15 protein-coding genes are annotated in these 17,348 nt (G+C 32.9%); 12 read left to right on the top strand and 3 right to left on the bottom strand.

Going from position 1 to position 17,348, the window contains the following annotated elements; translation table 11 throughout:
• Positions 1–135 precede the first annotated feature (135 nt).
• A complete protein-coding gene (alaS, locus tag CKV65_RS05235) occupies positions 136–2,754 on the bottom strand; it encodes an alanine--tRNA ligase (protein WP_027889807.1) in 2,619 nt (872 codons plus the stop codon).
• 96 nt (positions 2,755–2,850) lie between these two features.
• Complete coding sequence (gene recJ / locus CKV65_RS05230) at positions 2,851–4,842, bottom strand: single-stranded-DNA-specific exonuclease RecJ (RefSeq protein WP_027889808.1); 1,992 nt, start codon at positions 4,840–4,842, stop codon at positions 2,851–2,853.
• Between the two features lie 223 nt (positions 4,843–5,065).
• Between recJ and CKV65_RS05225 the strand changes: the two genes are divergently transcribed.
• From CKV65_RS05225 to CKV65_RS05175, 11 genes are all read left to right on the top strand, one after another.
• The gene (locus CKV65_RS05225) at positions 5,066–6,193 is read left to right on the top strand and encodes an MGDG synthase family glycosyltransferase (RefSeq protein ID WP_027889809.1); all 1,128 of its coding nucleotides are present in this window, start codon (positions 5,066–5,068) and stop codon (positions 6,191–6,193) included.
• A gap of 19 nt (positions 6,194–6,212) precedes the next feature.
• The gene (locus CKV65_RS05220; protein WP_143746722.1) at positions 6,213–6,500 is read left to right on the top strand and encodes an FtsB family cell division protein; all 288 of its coding nucleotides are present in this window, start codon (positions 6,213–6,215) and stop codon (positions 6,498–6,500) included.
• A gap of 86 nt (positions 6,501–6,586) precedes the next feature.
• Positions 6,587–7,045: a S1 domain-containing RNA-binding protein gene (locus CKV65_RS05215; RefSeq protein WP_027889811.1), complete on the top strand. Its 459-nt coding sequence runs from the start codon at positions 6,587–6,589 to the stop codon at positions 7,043–7,045.
• Between the two features lie 67 nt (positions 7,046–7,112).
• On the top strand, positions 7,113–8,489 hold the full coding sequence (tilS, locus tag CKV65_RS05210; protein WP_051177587.1) for a tRNA lysidine(34) synthetase TilS: 1,377 nt from the start codon (positions 7,113–7,115) through the stop codon (positions 8,487–8,489).
• Between the two features lie 15 nt (positions 8,490–8,504).
• Positions 8,505–9,053, top strand: coding sequence for a hypoxanthine phosphoribosyltransferase (hpt, locus tag CKV65_RS05205; RefSeq protein ID WP_036254497.1), 549 nt, complete (start codon positions 8,505–8,507; stop codon positions 9,051–9,053).
• A gap of 90 nt (positions 9,054–9,143) precedes the next feature.
• Positions 9,144–11,099 (top strand): ATP-dependent zinc metalloprotease FtsH, encoded by a 1,956-nt coding sequence (gene ftsH, locus CKV65_RS05200; protein ID WP_036254499.1) that lies wholly within the window; start codon positions 9,144–9,146, stop codon positions 11,097–11,099.
• Positions 11,100–11,265: 166 nt separating this feature from the next.
• Positions 11,266–11,949, top strand: a complete 684-nt coding sequence (locus tag CKV65_RS05195; RefSeq protein ID WP_027889813.1) for a response regulator transcription factor — start codon at positions 11,266–11,268, stop codon at positions 11,947–11,949.
• Positions 11,946–13,391 (top strand): sensor histidine kinase, encoded by a 1,446-nt coding sequence (locus tag CKV65_RS05190; protein ID WP_051177588.1) that lies wholly within the window; start codon positions 11,946–11,948, stop codon positions 13,389–13,391. Before CKV65_RS05195 ends, CKV65_RS05190 begins: the two co-directional genes overlap by 4 nt.
• 109 nt (positions 13,392–13,500) lie before the next feature.
• Positions 13,501–13,929, top strand: coding sequence for a DUF2680 domain-containing protein (locus tag CKV65_RS05185; protein WP_036254500.1), 429 nt, complete (start codon positions 13,501–13,503; stop codon positions 13,927–13,929).
• Positions 13,930–14,103: 174 nt separating this feature from the next.
• Positions 14,104–14,586 (top strand): PTS sugar transporter subunit IIA, encoded by a 483-nt coding sequence (locus tag CKV65_RS05180; protein ID WP_027889816.1) that lies wholly within the window; start codon positions 14,104–14,106, stop codon positions 14,584–14,586.
• A 92-nt stretch (positions 14,587–14,678) separates the two neighbouring features.
• Entirely contained in the window at positions 14,679–16,019 is a 1,341-nt protein-coding gene (locus CKV65_RS05175) for an amino acid permease (RefSeq protein ID WP_027889817.1), read from the top strand.
• Positions 16,020–16,333: 314 nt separating this feature from the next.
• Here the strand turns inward: CKV65_RS05175 and CKV65_RS05170 are convergent, their stop codons facing one another.
• Positions 16,334–16,852 (bottom strand): helix-turn-helix domain-containing protein, encoded by a 519-nt coding sequence (locus CKV65_RS05170; RefSeq protein WP_027889818.1) that lies wholly within the window; start codon positions 16,850–16,852, stop codon positions 16,334–16,336.
• A 174-nt stretch (positions 16,853–17,026) separates the two neighbouring features.
• Here CKV65_RS05170 and CKV65_RS05165 point away from each other — a divergent pair, with 174 nt between their 5' ends.
• Positions 17,027–17,311: a hypothetical protein gene (locus CKV65_RS05165; protein ID WP_027889819.1), complete on the top strand. Its 285-nt coding sequence runs from the start codon at positions 17,027–17,029 to the stop codon at positions 17,309–17,311.
• Positions 17,312–17,348: the final 37 nt, after the last annotated feature.

Below are 17,348 nucleotides of genomic sequence, written 5' to 3'. Positions count from 1 at the left end.
TTTAACTACATATCCTAATTATATCAAAAGTTTTAATCTAAAGACAGCCAAAATATTATAAGGCAAAAATACTATTAAAATAAAAGGAGGCAAATGCCTCCTTAAAATCTAAAAAATCGGTATTAGTAAAGAAAATTATTTAATTTGAGCTTGGATAATTTGATGAGCTTTATCGAATGCTTCTGGTAATTTTTCTGCCTGTTTAGCACCAGCTTGAGCCATATCAGGACGACCGCCACCGTTACCACCTGCAACTTGAGCAACTTCTTTAACGATTTTACCAGCATGAATGCCACGAGCTACAGCGTCTTTATTGGCTTTTACAACAAAGTTTACTTTATCGCCGATAACAGCGCCTAAAACAACAACGCCAGCTTTTTCGTATTTACTGCAAATGAGGTCAGCAGAATTACGCAATTCATCCATAGTAGCAGCTTGAACTTTACCAACGATTACATTTACGCCATTGTATTCTTCAAGACCCATTAAGAGTTTTTGAGAATCAGCTTTAGCGCGAGCTGCTTGAACTTTAGTGAGTTCTTGTTTCATTTCTTTATTTTCAGTGAGAACAGTGTTGATTTTATCTAAAAGATTTGTTTCATTTGTTTTAAGTGTTGAAACAGCTTCAGATAAGAGTTTTGCTTTATTGTTCATGTAATCAATAGCAGCTTTACCAGTTAAAGCTTCAATACGTCTTACACCAGCAGCTACGCCTGTTTCACTGACAATTTTGAACATGCCAATTTGGCCAACGTTTTTAACATGGCTACCACCGCAAAGTTCCATACTGAAACCAGGAACAGTTACAACGCGAACGATATCACCATATTTTTCACCGAATAAAGCCATAGCGCCCATTTCTTTAGCTTCATCTTGTTTCATGAAGGAAATGTTTACATCTTGACCAGTTAAGATTTCAGCATTAACCATAGCTTCAACTTCAGCTAATTGTTCGTCAGTGATTGGTTCAAAGCTAGAGAAGTCAAAACGTAAGTGGTCAGCGTTAACAAAAGAACCAGCCTGATTGATATGGTCGCCAACAACGCGTTTTAAGGCTGCCTGTAAAAGATGTGTAGCTGTATGGTTACGAGCAGAAGCGAGTTTATTTGTCATATCAACAGTGATTTCTACAGCATCGCCAGTATGAAGGCTACCTTCTGTTACATGAACGATATTGTATACTGTGCCATCTGGTAATTTTTTAGTATCAATTACTGTAGCACTACCCATATCAGATTTTAAGCTACCGATATCGCCTTCTTGTCCGCCACCTTCAGCATAAAATGGAGTAACATCTAAGATAACGCCAGCTTCATCGCCATCTTTAAGAGCATCTGTGATTTGAGCGTTTTTCCAAATGCAAACGATTTTTGCTTGACGAGCATTTTCATCGATTTTAAGTTCGCCGATATTGCTGTCACGTAAATCAGGAATATCCATGCGTTTATTTTCGCCACGAGCATTACGAGCACGAGTACGTTGTTGTTCCATTGCTTTATCAAAGGAATCTTTGTCAAGTGTCATATTGTTTTCGTGTAAGATTTCATCAGTGAGTTCCCAAGGGAAACCGTAAGTATCATATAATTTGAAGCCAACTTCACCATCAAGTACAGTTTTGTTTTCAGCTTTTAAGCTTTCGATTTCAGCATTTAAAAGTTCCATACCTTGATTTAATGTAGTAGCAAAGCGTTCTTCTTCAAGAGTGATAACTTTTTTGATATAATCTTTGCGATTTGTGAGTTCATCATAAACACCGCTGTAAATTTCAGCAACGACATCTACAGCACCAGCAAGGAATTTTTCTTGAATGCCGAGTGTGCGAGCATGGCGAACAGCACGACGTAAAAGACGACGAAGTACATAGCCACGACCTTCGTTAGAAGGAAGAATTCCATCCATAACCATGAAGGAAATGCTTCTAGCATGGTCAGCGATAACTTTTAAGGAAACATCAGTTTCTTTGTTTTTGCCATATTCAACACCAGCAACTTTGCTTGCATATTCAATGATAGGGAACATTAAATCAGTTTCAAAGTTGGATGGTTTATTTTGTAATACGGAAGCAACACGTTCCAAACCACAGCCTGTATCAATGTTTTTATGAACGAGTGGATTGTATTTACCATCTTCAGTGCGGTCGAATTGAGTGAATACGAGGTTCCAAATTTCAAGGAAACGGTCGCAATCGCAGCCAACGCCACAAGTAGGAGAACCGCAACCACGTTCTTCACCGAGGTCAATGAAGATTTCAGAGTCAGGACCGCATGGGCCACTGCCGATTTCCCAGAAGTTATCATCGAGTTTAACGATATGGTCTGGGTTGATATCTGTTTCAGTAGTCCAAATTTTGTATGCTTCTTCATCATCAGGATAGATTGTTGCCCAAAGTTTATCTTTTGGTAAATCGAGTTCTTCAGTTAAAAACTGCCAAGCCCAGCGAATGGCATCATATTTGAAATAATCGCCAAAAGAGAAATTGCCGAGCATTTCAAAAAAGGTATGATGACGAGCTGTATGACCAACGTTTTCAATATCACCAGTACGTACGCAACGCTGACTTGTAGTGATGCGTGTGCAAGGTGGTTTCATTTTACCTGTGAAATAAGCTTTAAAAGGAGCCATGCCGGCACCTATCATAAGTAAGCTAGGGTCATCTTTTGGAATTAAAGATGCGCTAGGAAGTTCTAAATGTCCATTTTTTACAAAAAAGTCTAGGTATTTTCTGCGGATTTCTTTACCGCTCATATACTTCAAACTAATCAACCTCCAATATAAAAATGAAAAAACTTATCTAATTATATCTTAATTTACAGACTAAAGTCAATTAAATAGGGGCTGTATGATAGTCATTTACAGCCTTTTAACATTAAATCTTTGAGCAAATGTCAAAGAAGCATTTATATCCATTTTGCCTTGTAGCATAGTATTTAAAATAATAGTATTTTCATCTAGTATAGTTAATACATTTATTTCTTGCATGATTTTTAAACAAGTTTTTATAGCATATTCAGTTATGTCTATATTGTAAAATTGCTTTAATCCATTATTAATAGAAGAAATATTTAATTTATCTGTTTTTGTTTGCATGGATAATTTTCTTAAAGTCAAATAAACTTTGCCTACAGTATCGTAATTAGGATATTTTTCTAAAAATGTAGGTGAATTATCACTAAGGCGAATGTCATTTATTTTAAATTGAATGTAATCTTTATCATTCCAGTGATTTATTTCTGGTTGAAATAAAATATCAATGTATTTATAGGCAATTTTATCCACATATTCAGCCATATTCCAGCCAATAGCAGTGTATCTGTTACTGTGGTATTCAAAAATAAAATGAAGATGATTTTGTTCTCGTCCGATAGCTTTAGCTTGACTTACATATACGTGTTGGCAGACAAATTGTGGTTTAGTATTGCCCATGCCAAAAGGTTCAAGTTTTGTAAGTTCAGATATGAAATCAAGTGTGATATCTTGAGGATAAACGACGGCTTCGATTTTGCAAGTAGGTATCAAAATATCTTCAGATATATTTTCATTAGCATAAGTGTGAATATGTGATAAGAATGTAGGAATTTTATTCACTTCGATAGTAAAACCAGCTGCCATGGAATGACCACCATAAACTACAAAATCATCAGCACAAAAATCAAGAGCATTTTTTATATGGAAACCTTCAATGCTACGACAAGAAGCTTTGCCAATGCCTTCATTTATAGCTATGATGATGATTGGTCGATAATATTTTTCTTGTAGGCGAGAAGCAGCAATTCCGATTACGCCTTCATGCCAATTTTCACCGACAACGACAATTATATTGTCTTTATCTAAATTAGAACTTTCTACTTTTTCAACAGCTTGATTGAAAATATCTTCCACGATATCTTGTCGTTTTTTATTTTCTTCATCTAAATATTGGCTTTTGTCTATAGCTGTTTGTTTATCTTTTGTAAGCAATAATTCTACAGCATTACTAGCATGAGTCAGTCTGCCTGCAGCATTTAAGCGTGGTGCAACACCAAAACCGATATGACCTGTATTTATTGTATCTGTTTGATAATTACAAATGTGAAGTAATTCCAAAATGCCAAGATTTTGTATATGAGTTAAGCCTTTTTTTACGAAGCGACGATTTTCATCAATTAGGGGAACAATATCGGCAACGGTACCGAGTGCCACTATATCGAGATATTGTTCTAAATCGACGTTATCTTTATTTAATGTTTGATATAATGCTTGACATAATTTAAAAGCTACGCCGACACCGCAAAGGCTTTTAAAAGGATAGGAACAATTTTGCTGGTTGGGATTTACAATGGCTAAAGCGTCAGGTAGATTTTCACGTGGTAGGTGATGGTCTGTGATTATGATATCAATTTTATCTTTAGCATAGGCGATTTCTTCAATAGCTGTAATGCCACAATCTACTGTGATGATTAAATTATACTTAGGTATTAATTTATCAAGTGATTCAATGTGTAAACCATATCCTTCGCTATGGCGGTCAGGTAAATAATAATCGACAATAAAACCGAGTTTTTTTAATACAGTGACAAGAAGTGCTGTAGAGGAAATGCCATCGACATCGTAATCACCATAAATACAGATTTTTTCTTGATTTTTTAAAGCTATTTGAAGTCTTTTGCAAGCTTTGTCCATGTCTTTTAATAAAAAAGGATTGTGATAGGTGATTTGTTCAGAATTTAAGAATAAAGTAGCTTCTTCGAGTGAAAAATTTTTGTGTACTAAAATTTGTGCTAATATAGGTGAAATATGCAAGGTTTTTGCAAGGGTTTGTTGTTTTTTCTCGTCTATAGGGGAGATTTCCCAATGTTTTTTCATATAAAACCTCCAATAAAATATTTTACAAAAAATTAATGGTTTTTTTATTTAAAAATGGTATTATAAAGAACAGACTATCATATAGATAAATAGTAAAAAAGATGAATTAAATATAAAGCTGTATTAATTATATTTGTTTTACAGTATAAATTGAATATGATAAAATGTAAAATAAATTAATGAGTAATACATATTATGAAATTAAATGCTGGAGGACCAAATTATGTCAGGAAAAAATATTCTTATTGTTACGGCTTCGATGGGGTCGGGACACAATAAAGCTGCTAATGCTGTTGCAGAGGCGATTAAGAGAAAATATCCTGCCAATAAAATAGATGTAATTGATTTTATGTCCACAGAAACGGCATATTTTAACAGCTTGGTAAAAGATATTTATTTAAAAATGCTTGACCATACACCTAGTGTATATGAGTTTTTTTATAAATTTACAGCAGATGCAGGAAAAGGAAGTATGTTACAAACCGTATTTGCGCATGCTATGAAAAAAGATATGAAAGAATTGATTGATAAGTATGAAGCAGATATGCTTATTTGTACACATCCTTTCCCTTGTGCAGCAGCATCATATTTAAAGCAGACTGGTGGAATTAATATTCCTATAATTACAGTCGTTACAGATTTTTGTTTTCATCAATTTTGGTTTTATAAGAATATAGATATTTATTTTGTAGCTAGTGAAGCTTTAAAACAAGATTTTGTGAAACAAGGTTTATTAGAACAGAAAATTTTTGCTACAGGTATTCCAATTGGCTATAGTTTTTCGTTAGAATACGATAAAGATGAATTGATGAATAAATTTAAGTTAGATAAGACTAAACCTGTGGCACTACTCATGGGTGGTGGTTTAGGTTTAGGTGGCGTAAAGGATGCTTTGTTTCAATTAGAAAAATTAGAAAATGAAATGCAAATTCTAGTTATAACAGGAGCAAATGTATCGTTGTGGTCAGAACTTAATGAATATGCACAGCACTCTAAACATAAGATTATTGTTTGGGGATATTCACACAATGTACAAGAACTCATGGCTATTTCTACATTTTTAATTAGTAAACCAGGAGCTTTAACAATTAGTGAAGCATTGGCGATGGAACTTCCGATGATATTGCAAAATCCAATTCCAGGACCAGAAGCTGATAATGCCAAATTTGTATCGCAAAATGGTGCGGCAATTTGGATTAAGCATCAAGATACTTTTGGCGCAGCTATTAGGGAAATTCTGTCGGATACGACGATTTTGCCACGTCTTAAAAATAATGCTAAACGATTGAAACGAGTCAATGCTGCTGACAATATAGCAGATATTGTTTCGGATATGCTAGGTTTAGATTAATCCTTTTGGGTGAAAAATAATGACAATAATAAAAAAAATAATAGAGCGATTTGTGATATTATCTTTTGTAGTAATAATAGGATATTTAGGTTTTATTATTATAAAACAAGAAATGTATCTTACAGAATTGCATCAAGAAACGGTTGTAACACAGACCCGTTTAGATAAAGCTAAAAAAATAAACGAAAGTTTGAAAACAGAAAAAAGTAACTTAGAAAAAAATGAATATATAGAAAAAGTAGCTCGAGAAGAGTTGGGAATGACAAAGCCTGGAGAAGTACCGTATATTTCAAATGAAAATAAATAATAAAACTTATGTTGACACTAATTATTATGCAAGGGTATAATAATAAAAGTCATAGTTATTTATCTTAAGGAGGACATAAAAACAGTATGTCAATCGAAGTGGGCAATATCTTAGAAGGTGTTGTAACTGGTATTACTAAATTTGGTGCATTCGTAGAATTACCTGGTGGAAAAGTTGGTTTGGTACATATTTCAGAAGTAGCTGATGTTTATGTCAAAGATGTAAACGATTTTCTCAAAGAAAAAGACAAAGTGAAAGTAAAAGTACTAAGCGTTGATGAACAGGGAAAAATCGGATTATCCATTAAACAATTACAAGAAAAGAAGAGCGAAGAAAGAAATACTCGTTCAGAACAAAGTGGAAATTATCATCGCCCGACTCCACGCAAACAGTTTAATAATGATTTTCGTAGAAACAATAGCGTTTCTTTTGAAGATAAATTATCTAAGTTTTTAAAAGATAGCGATGAAAAACTCACAGATTTGCGTCGTAAGACGGATTCTAAACGTGGCGGCCGTGGTGGCGGTTCTCGTAAATATGAATAAAATAAAAGCACTCTTTAAGTAATTAAGGAGTGCTTTTTGTGGTTAGTTTTCTTTAAAGGTTTAATCGATGATGATAGAAAAAGTTGAAAAATTTTGTTTAAATAATAATTTGTTTAAAGTAAATGATTGCTTAATTATTGCTTGTTCTGGAGGGCCAGATTCTATAGCACTTGCTGATATAATGCGTCGTTTGCAAAATAAATATAATTTAAAGATAATCATAGCTCATGCAGAACATGGCATTAGACAAGAAAGTTCATTAATGGATGCTCAATATGTAAAAGAGTATTGTATTAAATACGATTTGCCGTTTTATTTAGAACATTTGAAGGTACCTTCATTTGCTAGAGAAAATAAACTATCTATGGAAACGGCAGCAAGAGTTTTGCGATATCGTTTTTTGCGCAAGATTAAAGAACAAACTGGTGCAGTGAAAATAGCAACAGCACATCATTTAAATGACCAAGCTGAGACTTTTTTGCAACATTTAATTCGCGGTGCTGGCAGTGAAGGGTTAAGTGGTATAAAACCTGTAAATGGTGATATCATAAGACCTTTTTTATGCTTATATCGCCGAGAAATCGAGACATATTGCGAACAGTACGATTTAAAACCGCGCCTTGATGAGACCAATTTAAGTCTTGATTATGAACGCAATAAAATTAGATTGGAACTTTTACCTGAGCTTGAGCGATATAATATTAATGTAGTAAAATCTATTTGCAATAGTGCAAAAATTATTGCTGAACAGAATGATTATATAAATTGTTGCGCTCAAAAATTATATGATGAAAATTGCAAGCAAGAAAAAAATACGATTGTGTTAAAAAGTGAAGCGATAAAAAAAGAGCATATTGCACTTAAATCGGCATTATATCGTTTAATTATCAAAAAAATGCAAGGTAATTTGGAAAATATTGGCTTTAAGCATATTGATAAAATCGATAAGTTTTTATACAATGGACATACTGGGTCGATTTTACAATTACCACATAATTTACGGATAGAACAAAGCTATGGTAACTTAATTTTTCAAAAAAGCTGTGAAGATATCGTATTATTAGGTAATTACAATTTTAAAATAGAAATGAATAGTACTATCGTTTTGCCAGATAACAGCATCATTGAAATGAAACAAGTTGATAAGCCTTTTAAGATAAAGGGAAATAATGAGTGTTTTATTGATGGTGATAAATTAACTGGTACTGTACACGTACGAAATCGTTTGGCAGGAGATAAGATGATGCCAAAAGGTTTAAATGGCACAAAAAAGGTTAAGGATATTTTTATCGATAGAAAAATTCCCGCAAAATTGCGTGATACTGTGCCACTTGTATGTGACGAGCGTGGTATTATTTGGATAGCAGGTGTTCAACAGGATAGTTATTATACAATTGATGAAAATAGCAAAAGTATAGTATATTTAAGTTTAAAAAAATTATAATAGGTGGTTAAAAAAATGAAAACAATGCAAGACGATATTCAATCTGTACTCTATACAGAAGAGCAGTTAAAAGAATGTGTGCAAAAAATTGCTGATAAAATCAATAAGGATTATGAAGGCAAAGAAATTTATGCCATTGGTATTTTAAAAGGCGCAATGATTTTTTATGCTGATTTAGTACGTGCTATAAATGTGCCAGTTGCATTTGATTTTATGGCAGCTTCCAGTTATGGCAAAGGTGCTAGTAGCAGCGGTGAAGTAAAAATTTTAAAAGACCTCGACTTTAGCATAGAAGGAAAACACGTAATTGTAATAGAAGATATAGTAGACTCTGGTCTTACATTATCTTATTTGCTTAGAGTATTACAATCTCGTCATCCAGCAAGCATTAAACTTTGCGCATTATTAAATAAACCAGAACGCAGAGAAGTTGATGTAAAAGTAGATTATGTAGGATATGACGTGCCAAATGAATTTTTGGTAGGTTATGGTCTTGATTATGCTAGCAAATATCGCAATCTTCCTTATATCGGTATCTTAAAACCAGAAGTATACACGAAATAATGAGGGGTAGACTGTTAAATAAAGCAGTTATATGTTATAATTAAGAACTATAATTTGCAGATAGATATTTGCTTATGAGGAGGCAATGGATTGAATAAATTTTTACGTAATGTGGGTTTTTACTTGTTGATAATCCTTATTGCAATCACAGTAATAGACCATTTTTCAATGGATACTACGGATAAACAAGAAATAAACTACACAGAATTTATAAAACAAGTAGATGACAAAAACGTAGACAAGGTTGTAATTCAGAACAACAATATCAGAGGAACCTTAAAAGATGGTACAGAATTTACAACAATAACGCCAGGTTTTCCTAATGGAGATGAAAATCTCGTAAAGGATTTACAGGCAAATGGTGTAGATATTAAAGCAGAAAATCCACCAGAAACCCCATGGTGGACAACATTATTCTCCTCTTTATTGCCGATGTTATTGCTTATCGGTGTGTGGTTCTTTATTATGCAACAATCGCAAGGCGGTGGTAGCCGAGTAATGAGCTTTGGCAAAAGCCGTGCTAAAATGATGGGCGATGGTAAAGTAAAAGTGACATTTAGTGATGTTGCTGGTGCTGATGAAGCTAAACAGGAACTTGCAGAAGTTGTTGAATTCTTAAAACATCCAAAGAAATTCAATGACCTTGGTGCAAGAATTCCAAAAGGTGTTTTACTGTTTGGCCCTCCAGGTACAGGTAAGACTTTACTTGCTAAAGCTGTAGCAGGTGAAGCTGGCGTTCCATTTTTCACTATCAGCGGTTCTGATTTCGTTGAAATGTTCGTCGGTGTCGGTGCTTCCCGTGTGCGTGATTTGTTTGAACAAGCAAAGAAAAATGCTCCATGTATCGTATTTATCGATGAAATTGATGCCGTAGGTCGTCAACGTGGTGCAGGTTTAGGTGGCGGTCATGATGAACGCGAACAGACACTCAACCAATTGCTCGTTGAAATGGATGGTTTCGCTGCTAATGAAGGTATTATCATTATCGCAGCTACAAATAGACCAGATATCTTAGACCCAGCGCTCTTGCGTCCAGGTCGTTTTGATAGACAGATTGTTGTTGATAGACCAGATGTACGCGGTCGTGAAGCTATATTAAAAGTTCATACAAAAGGTAAACCAGTTGATGCTGATGTAAACTTAGATGTATTGGCTCGCCGTACACCAGGTTTTACAGGTGCAGATTTGAGCAACCTCGTAAATGAAGCAGCTCTTTTATCAGCACGTCGCAATAAAAAAACCATTTCTATGAACGCTTTAGAAGAATCTATTGAACGCGTAATCGCAGGTCCAGAACGTAAATCAAAAGTTATCAGCGATAGAGAAAAACGCCTTACAGCTTACCATGAAGGCGGTCATGCTCTTGTGGGACTTTTATTGCCTAATGCAGACCCAGTGCATAAGGTTACAATAATTCCACGTGGAAGAGCTGGCGGTTATACGTTGATGCTTCCAAAAGAAGACCGTTCTTATGCAACACGCGGTGAACTTTTAGATAGACTTAAAACCATGTTAGGTGGTCGTGTAGCAGAAGAAGTTGTATTGAAAGAAATCAGTACAGGTGCTTCCAATGATATTCAGCAGGCTTCTCGCCTCGTTCGCAGTATGATTACTCAATACGGTATGAGTGATGTTTTAGGTCCAATATCTTTCGGTGAAGGTCAAGACCATCAGGTATTCTTAGGTCGTGATTTTAACAATCAGCGCAATTACAGTGAAGATATAGCTTGTGAAATCGATAAAGAAGTTCGTCGCTATATTGAAGAAGCTTATGAAGAATGTCGTCGTCTTATCGTAGAAAATATCGACAAATTGCATTTAATTGCTCAAGCACTTATGGAAAAAGAAACTTTGGAAGAAAAAGACTTGCAGCATATTATGAAAACAGGCAATCTTGAAGGTATTTGCGATACGAAACAAGAAGAAGCAACTGAAACTGCTGATGAAGCAAATACAGTAGAAAAAACAGAAGCTGTTCAAGAAGATGAAAATAAAGACATCAAAGTGAATAGTGAAGATATAAATTCTACATTAAATAAAGTATAAGGTTATAAAATATAAGCACAGGCTATTAAGTCTGTGCCTTTTTATTTTTATATATAATGAAATATTTAGTATAATATAGATAAAAAATACATGTTTATGATAGCATTAAAATGATGATTTACGAGATTGATGTTCTATATAATACATAGATTGAGGATGGTGTTTTATGGTTAAAGTTTTAATAGTAGATGATAATGAACAGATAACTTCTATTTTAGCGGAATATGCCAAAAAAGAAGGATATATGCCTATTGTGGCAACTGATGGGGAAGAAGCCCTGCAAAAATTTAAAAATGAAAATCCAGATATTTTATTGCTTGATGTGATGATGCCGAAAATAGACGGTTTTTCAGTGTGTAGACAGATAAGGAAATCTTCTAATGTGCCGATAATCATGATTACAGCGCGTGGTGAAGACTTTGAAAAAATTATGGGGCTTGAAATAGGCGCTGATGATTATATTGTAAAACCGTTTTCACCTGGTGAAGTTATGGCTAGAATTAAAGCTATAATGCGTCGCATAAAAAGTTATAAACAAGAACAGCAAATTTTTGCTTATGACAATTTAAAAATAAATTTAGACGATTATACAGCATCAGTCGATGATAAAGTATTGCCACTGACTAAAAAAGAAATTGAAATTTTATGGACGCTAGCAACGTATAAAGATAAAGTCTTTTCGCGTGATAATCTTTTAAATAAATTATGGGGATATGATTATTTTGGCGATAGTAGAACAGTTGATAGTCATATAAAAAGACTTAGAGCAAAAATAGATACTGTTTCGCATGATAATTGGGAAATCAAAACCATTTGGGGTGTAGGTTATAAATTTGAGGTTAAAGCATGATGTTTAAAAGTAAAATTGCCTTAAAATTAGCAGTGAATTTTGCTTTAGCATTGATAATATTTTCTGTGATTTTAAGCGGTGTATTTTTCGTATTATTCAAAGATTATACCGTTGAAATTCATAAAATACAATTACAAAAATATGCGCAATCAATGGCAGCACTATTATCGACAGATACAATGCACAATCGTCACGGCCGTGGTGGTATGATGATGTGCATTCCATATCTTTGCGATAGTATGAATGTAGGAATTTGGATAGTTGATGAAAATTTAAATTTAATAATGCCAAATACACGTCATGGTATGCGTCATAATATGGCTTATCAATATAAATTTGCTGACCTTCCACCAAATGCTAGTGAAGTCATAAATGAAGTATTTGAAGATAAAACTGTTTTCAGTGAAGGTTTTAGTGATGTTTTATCACAGCTCACATTGACAGCTGGTGTGCCAATAAAAGATGATACAGGCAAAGTTATAGGAGCAGTATTATTACATTCTCCTGTAGCTGGTATGGAAAACGCCTTAAAACAAGGATTATTTATTTTAAGCGTTAGTATTGCTCTTGCACTTACAGTTGTATTCATCTTATCATTGGGATTAGTTTATTTATTTACAAAACCACTTAATAAAATGAAAGAAGTAGCTTTAAAATTAGCACAAGGCGATTATAAAACGCGTTGTGATGTCATGCAAAATGATGAAATAGGCGAACTTGCTAAGGTGCTGGATTTATTGGCAATGCGTTTAGATGATGCTAGCCAAGAAAGTTTAAAATTAGAAAAAATGCGTAAGGATTTTATTTCAAATATATCGCATGAGCTTAGAACACCTGTAACGGTAATTCGCGGTTCATTAGAGGCACTATGTGATAAAATTGTTACAGAACCTGAAAAGGTGGAGCAATATCATCAGCAAATGCTAAATGAAGCAAAATTTTTGCAAAGACTTGTGGGAGATTTGCTTGATTTATCGCGTTTGCAAAATCCAGATTTTGCGATAGAAAAACAGCCGTTATACTTAAATGATGTATTATCAGATGTATTGCGCAGTGCTAGGCAAATTGCTAAGGCAAAAGATGTTAAAGTCGATTTTATTTCAAATGAAGCGAATTTAAAAATGGAAGGCGATTATGGTAGATTGCGCCAAATGTTTTTAGTAATATTAGATAATGCGATTAAATTTTCTCATGTAGGTGGTAAAGTGGAAGTTATTGTTAAAGGTAAAGACATAACTGTTCGAGATTATGGCATTGGTATAAAACAAGAAGATTTAGAACATATCTTCGAGCGTTTTTATAAGACAAAAGGAGAAAAAAATAAGACGGGTACAGGTCTTGGCTTGGCTATTGCTAAACAGATTGCACAAAGACATGATATTTTATTGACTGCTAAAAATCATGCTAAAGGTGGAGCAGAATTTAATTTTAAATTGCCTTAATTTTGCACAAAAAAAGACATAATTTTGACAAATTTTACTGCTACAATATAATTGAAATAAGAAATGGTGAATAAAAAATAATTAAAAATAAATTTTGGGAGGGTTTATCATGTTGAAGAAAATTATGATGTTAACATTACTTATTGTGGCTATAGCAGTCAGCGGTTTTGCAGCAGGCTCATATAATAATCCTGCTGAACTTGTAGCAGCGATTACAAATCGCAGTGTGGATAGTGTTGTACAAGAACGCCAAGATGGCAAACCGTTTTGCGTTATTGCTAATGAAGCTGGCAAATTGGACGAATATAAATCCGGCATATTAGAAATGCGTAAAGAACAATTAGCACAGCGTGTTGCTGATGGATACATGACACAAGAGAGAGCAGATAGAATTATTGCTCGTATGGAAGATAATTTAGCAAATTGTGATGGTACTGGTTATAACTGTGGCAATGGATATCATTGTGGCGGTGGCTGGGGTGACGGACATGGTCATGGCCATGGCTGGCGCAACGGTGGAAATGGTTGCAGATGGTAAAAAATTTTATTGATGATTATTTGATGGCTTGCATGAAGCAAGTCATCTTTTTTTTTAATAAAAGATAATAAATTATAAAAATTGGCAATAATTAAGGAGTTTTATTGTAATAATTTATGTATTTAGTGTATAATTGAACATAATAGAAATTTGATTTGCTTTGGAGGAATAGTAATGGGTTTATTTTCTAAATTATTTAGTAGTGGGGAGAAAAATTTTGTATCACCGATGACAGGAAAAGTGATTGCTATGGAAAATGTTCCAGACCCTGCTTTTGCACAAAAAATGATGGGTGAAGGCTGTGGTATAGATTTATCAGATGGTACAATAGTAGCACCTTTTGATGCGGAAGTTACAGCAGCTTATCCTACTGGACACGCTTTCGGTTTAAAATCAGAAGAAGATGGAACAGAAATTTTAATTCATATAGGAATTGATACTGTGGATTTAGAAGGCGAAGGCTTTGATACAAATATAAGAAAAGGCGATAAAGTAAAACAAGGTGATGTTTTAGTTGTAGTTGATTTAGATATAGTAAGACAGGCAGGAAAATCACTCGTTTCACCGATTGCTTTTACTGGCAATGAAAAAGTAGAAGTTTTTAAAATTGGACAAAATGTCATTGCTGGTGAAAAAGGTCTTTTAAATTATGAATAAAATGTGTATAATAGTAACATCTATTTGTACTATATCAAACCCTGTAGGAATAGAGAGCCTACAGGGTTTTTCACTTAGTAGGAGGTTTTTTTATGGATAAAAAGCTTAGACGTGGTTTGAAAAATCGCCACTTACAAATGATTGCACTTGGTGGAGCTATCGGTACAGGGCTTTTTTATGGTTCAGCAGCAACAATACAACTTGCAGGACCAGCTATTTCACTGTCATATTTGATTGGTGGTTGTGTTATATTTTTTATAATGCGAATGCTAGGCGAAATGGCAGTAGATAATCCTGTTTCGGGTTCTTTTAGTGAATATGCTAATACATATTGGCATGAATTTGTCGGATTTTTATCTGGCTGGAATTATTGGATGAATTATGTAATTGTAAGTATGGTTGAACTTACTGCTGTAGGAATTTATATAAATTATTGGTTTCCTGATGTACCACAATGGTTATCTGCACTTGTTTGTTTAATTGTTATTACAGCAATAAATTTAATCAATGTTCGCATATACGGTGAATTTGAATTTTTCACAGCTATAATAAAAGTAGTAGCTATATGTTGTATGATAATTTTCGGTATATATATTATATGTACGGATATGGGAACATTTCCAAATAATTTGAGCAATCTTTGGTCACATGGCGGATATTTGCCAAATGGCTGGTGGGGATTAGCACTTTCTTTAGTAGTTGTAATGTTTTCTTTCGGGGGAATTGAATTAATCGGTATTACAGCAGGTGAAGCAGACGAACCGCAAAAATCTATTCCAAAAGCAATAAATCAAGTTATTTGGCGTATATTATTATTCTATATTGGTACACTTGTCGTACTCATGATTTTATATCCATGGAATGAAGTGGGTATGCAGGCTAGTCCATTTGTACAGATTTTTTCTAATATCGGCATACCAGCAGCAGCTCATTTACTTAATATCGTAGTGCTCACAGCAGCAGTATCAGTATATAATAGTGCTATTTACAGTAATTCGCGTATGCTCTACGGTTTAGCGACACAAGGCAATGCACCGAAGATTTTAACATCGTTATCTCGTAATGGTGTACCGATGATTGGTATTTTTGTTTCTTCAGGTATAACTTTAATTGCTGTAGTGCTTAATTACCTTTTCCCAGGAAAAGTATTTATGTATCTCGTATCAATTGCTGTAGCAGCTGTACTTGTAAGTTGGTTTATCATAGTTGTAACTCATTTGAAATTTAAAAAAGCGAAACAGCGTGAAGGGGTAGCAGATAAATTGCATTTTAAATCCATTGGTTATCCTATTATAAATTATTTCTGTATTGCTTTCTTAATTTTTATTGCATTTATGATGTATCAAATTCCAGATACGCAATTAGCATTGTATATTTTACCAGTTTGGATTATTGTACTTGCTATTGGTTATAGTTTGAAAAAGAAAAAATAAAAAACTTTATAAAAAAATAAAAAATAAAACTGCACTTTAAAGGTTAAATAAATGACTTTTAGGGTGCAGTTTTTTTATGTAAATATTTAATATCAAAAATATTTAATTAAATATTTAAATAACAGAAATAAAAGATATTAACTATAGAAAATAAAAAGCACAATATTTTTATTGAGTAATTTAAGCAGAAGCAAATTCAATTAAATAATAATAATGTATACGAGATATATGTTAATTAACAGTTGCAGTAATATTTTTAATATTTTGGGTATATAGTAAAGATTTGTTTATAAAATATTCTTTTTAATATATTCTTAAGAACCACTTGAAGAAATGGAAACTGATGATGTTTGTTTTTTTTCTTCTAAATCTAATTCGTATTCAACAATTTTTCGTTTTTCTTCTACGCTCAATTTATGGTCTGGTTTAGTTAAGATAGGCGAAGTATTAATATTTTCTGAGGTTAATATTTTTAATAAGGAAAGAAAATTATGACGGGAATTTGCTGGTAAACTGATATATTTAGTAATAAAAGATATATCATCTACATTTAAATTATAATCATCGGCTAATTTTTCTAAGCTATTATTTATTTTTGTTGTAGATTCATTATTTACATTTTTATTATCGTAAATTAGAGAATTTATATCGACATCTAGTGCATCAGTAATAGCTATAAGTGTACCGATTTTAGGGTCTTTAATAATTGAAGATAATATCTTATTTAAAGTACTGAGGGGAATGCCTGATTTTTGGGCTAATATTTCATTTGTATAGCCTTTTTCTTGTTTAATTTTTTTTATTTTTTCTAATATGGGTTTAAAGGATTCCATAATGTACTATTCCTCCTATTATGATTATGAAATAGTATAGCATTTATGATTTTTAGTGTAAAGTTGACAAATTTTTTTTATTTATACCAAAAAATCTAGTTTTAAAATTTGACTTTTTCCATAAATGGAAGTAAAATAATTCTAAAATACCACTTTTGGAAAGGAAGTGATGCTATGTATAATAATTTGATACTAGAAATGGTAAAAAAAGGATATAAGTTAAAAGATATACCATGTGTTTTAGCTAATTCCTTAGATTGTTCAAAAAAGATAATAAAGAATAAATTGCAAAATACGGAGGAATTTACTTTTTTAGAAGCCATAAAAATTAATGAACAAATTTTTAATAATGAAATGAATTTGAAATATTTGTTTAGTAATAAACACTCTAGTCGTACTACATATTATAACAGCGTTGCAGATAAAAATTTAAATTTGTTTTCAAAATGGTGGATTTAAAAATATAGTTTATAAATAAAATATAAATTTATTTATA

Source organism: Megamonas hypermegale (assembly GCF_900187035.1).
GTDB classification, from domain to species: Bacteria; Bacillota; Negativicutes; order Selenomonadales; family Selenomonadaceae; genus Megamonas; species Megamonas hypermegale.
This window is presented reverse-complemented; position numbering and strand designations above follow the sequence as displayed.

Bases quoted from the DNA above. Each gene is read 5' to 3' on its own strand.
- recJ (WP_027889808.1), bottom strand. From the start codon at position 4,842: ATGAAAAAACATTGGGAAATCTCCCCTATAGACGAGAAAAAACAACAA.
- CKV65_RS05225 (WP_027889809.1), top strand. From the start codon at position 5,066: ATGTCAGGAAAAAATATTCTTATTGTTACGGCTTCGATGGGGTCGGGA.
- CKV65_RS05220 (WP_143746722.1), top strand. From the start codon at position 6,213: ATGACAATAATAAAAAAAATAATAGAGCGATTTGTGATATTATCTTTT.
- CKV65_RS05215 (WP_027889811.1), top strand. From the start codon at position 6,587: ATGTCAATCGAAGTGGGCAATATCTTAGAAGGTGTTGTAACTGGTATT.
- tilS (WP_051177587.1), top strand. From the start codon at position 7,113: ATGATGATAGAAAAAGTTGAAAAATTTTGTTTAAATAATAATTTGTTT.
- hpt (WP_036254497.1), top strand. From the start codon at position 8,505: ATGAAAACAATGCAAGACGATATTCAATCTGTACTCTATACAGAAGAG.
- CKV65_RS05195 (WP_027889813.1), top strand. From the start codon at position 11,266: ATGGTTAAAGTTTTAATAGTAGATGATAATGAACAGATAACTTCTATT.
- CKV65_RS05190 (WP_051177588.1), top strand. From the start codon at position 11,946: ATGATGTTTAAAAGTAAAATTGCCTTAAAATTAGCAGTGAATTTTGCT.
- CKV65_RS05185 (WP_036254500.1), top strand. From the start codon at position 13,501: ATGTTGAAGAAAATTATGATGTTAACATTACTTATTGTGGCTATAGCA.
- CKV65_RS05180 (WP_027889816.1), top strand. From the start codon at position 14,104: ATGGGTTTATTTTCTAAATTATTTAGTAGTGGGGAGAAAAATTTTGTA.
- CKV65_RS05175 (WP_027889817.1), top strand. From the start codon at position 14,679: ATGGATAAAAAGCTTAGACGTGGTTTGAAAAATCGCCACTTACAAATG.
- CKV65_RS05170 (WP_027889818.1), bottom strand. From the start codon at position 16,852: ATGGAATCCTTTAAACCCATATTAGAAAAAATAAAAAAAATTAAACAA.
- CKV65_RS05165 (WP_027889819.1), top strand. From the start codon at position 17,027: ATGTATAATAATTTGATACTAGAAATGGTAAAAAAAGGATATAAGTTA.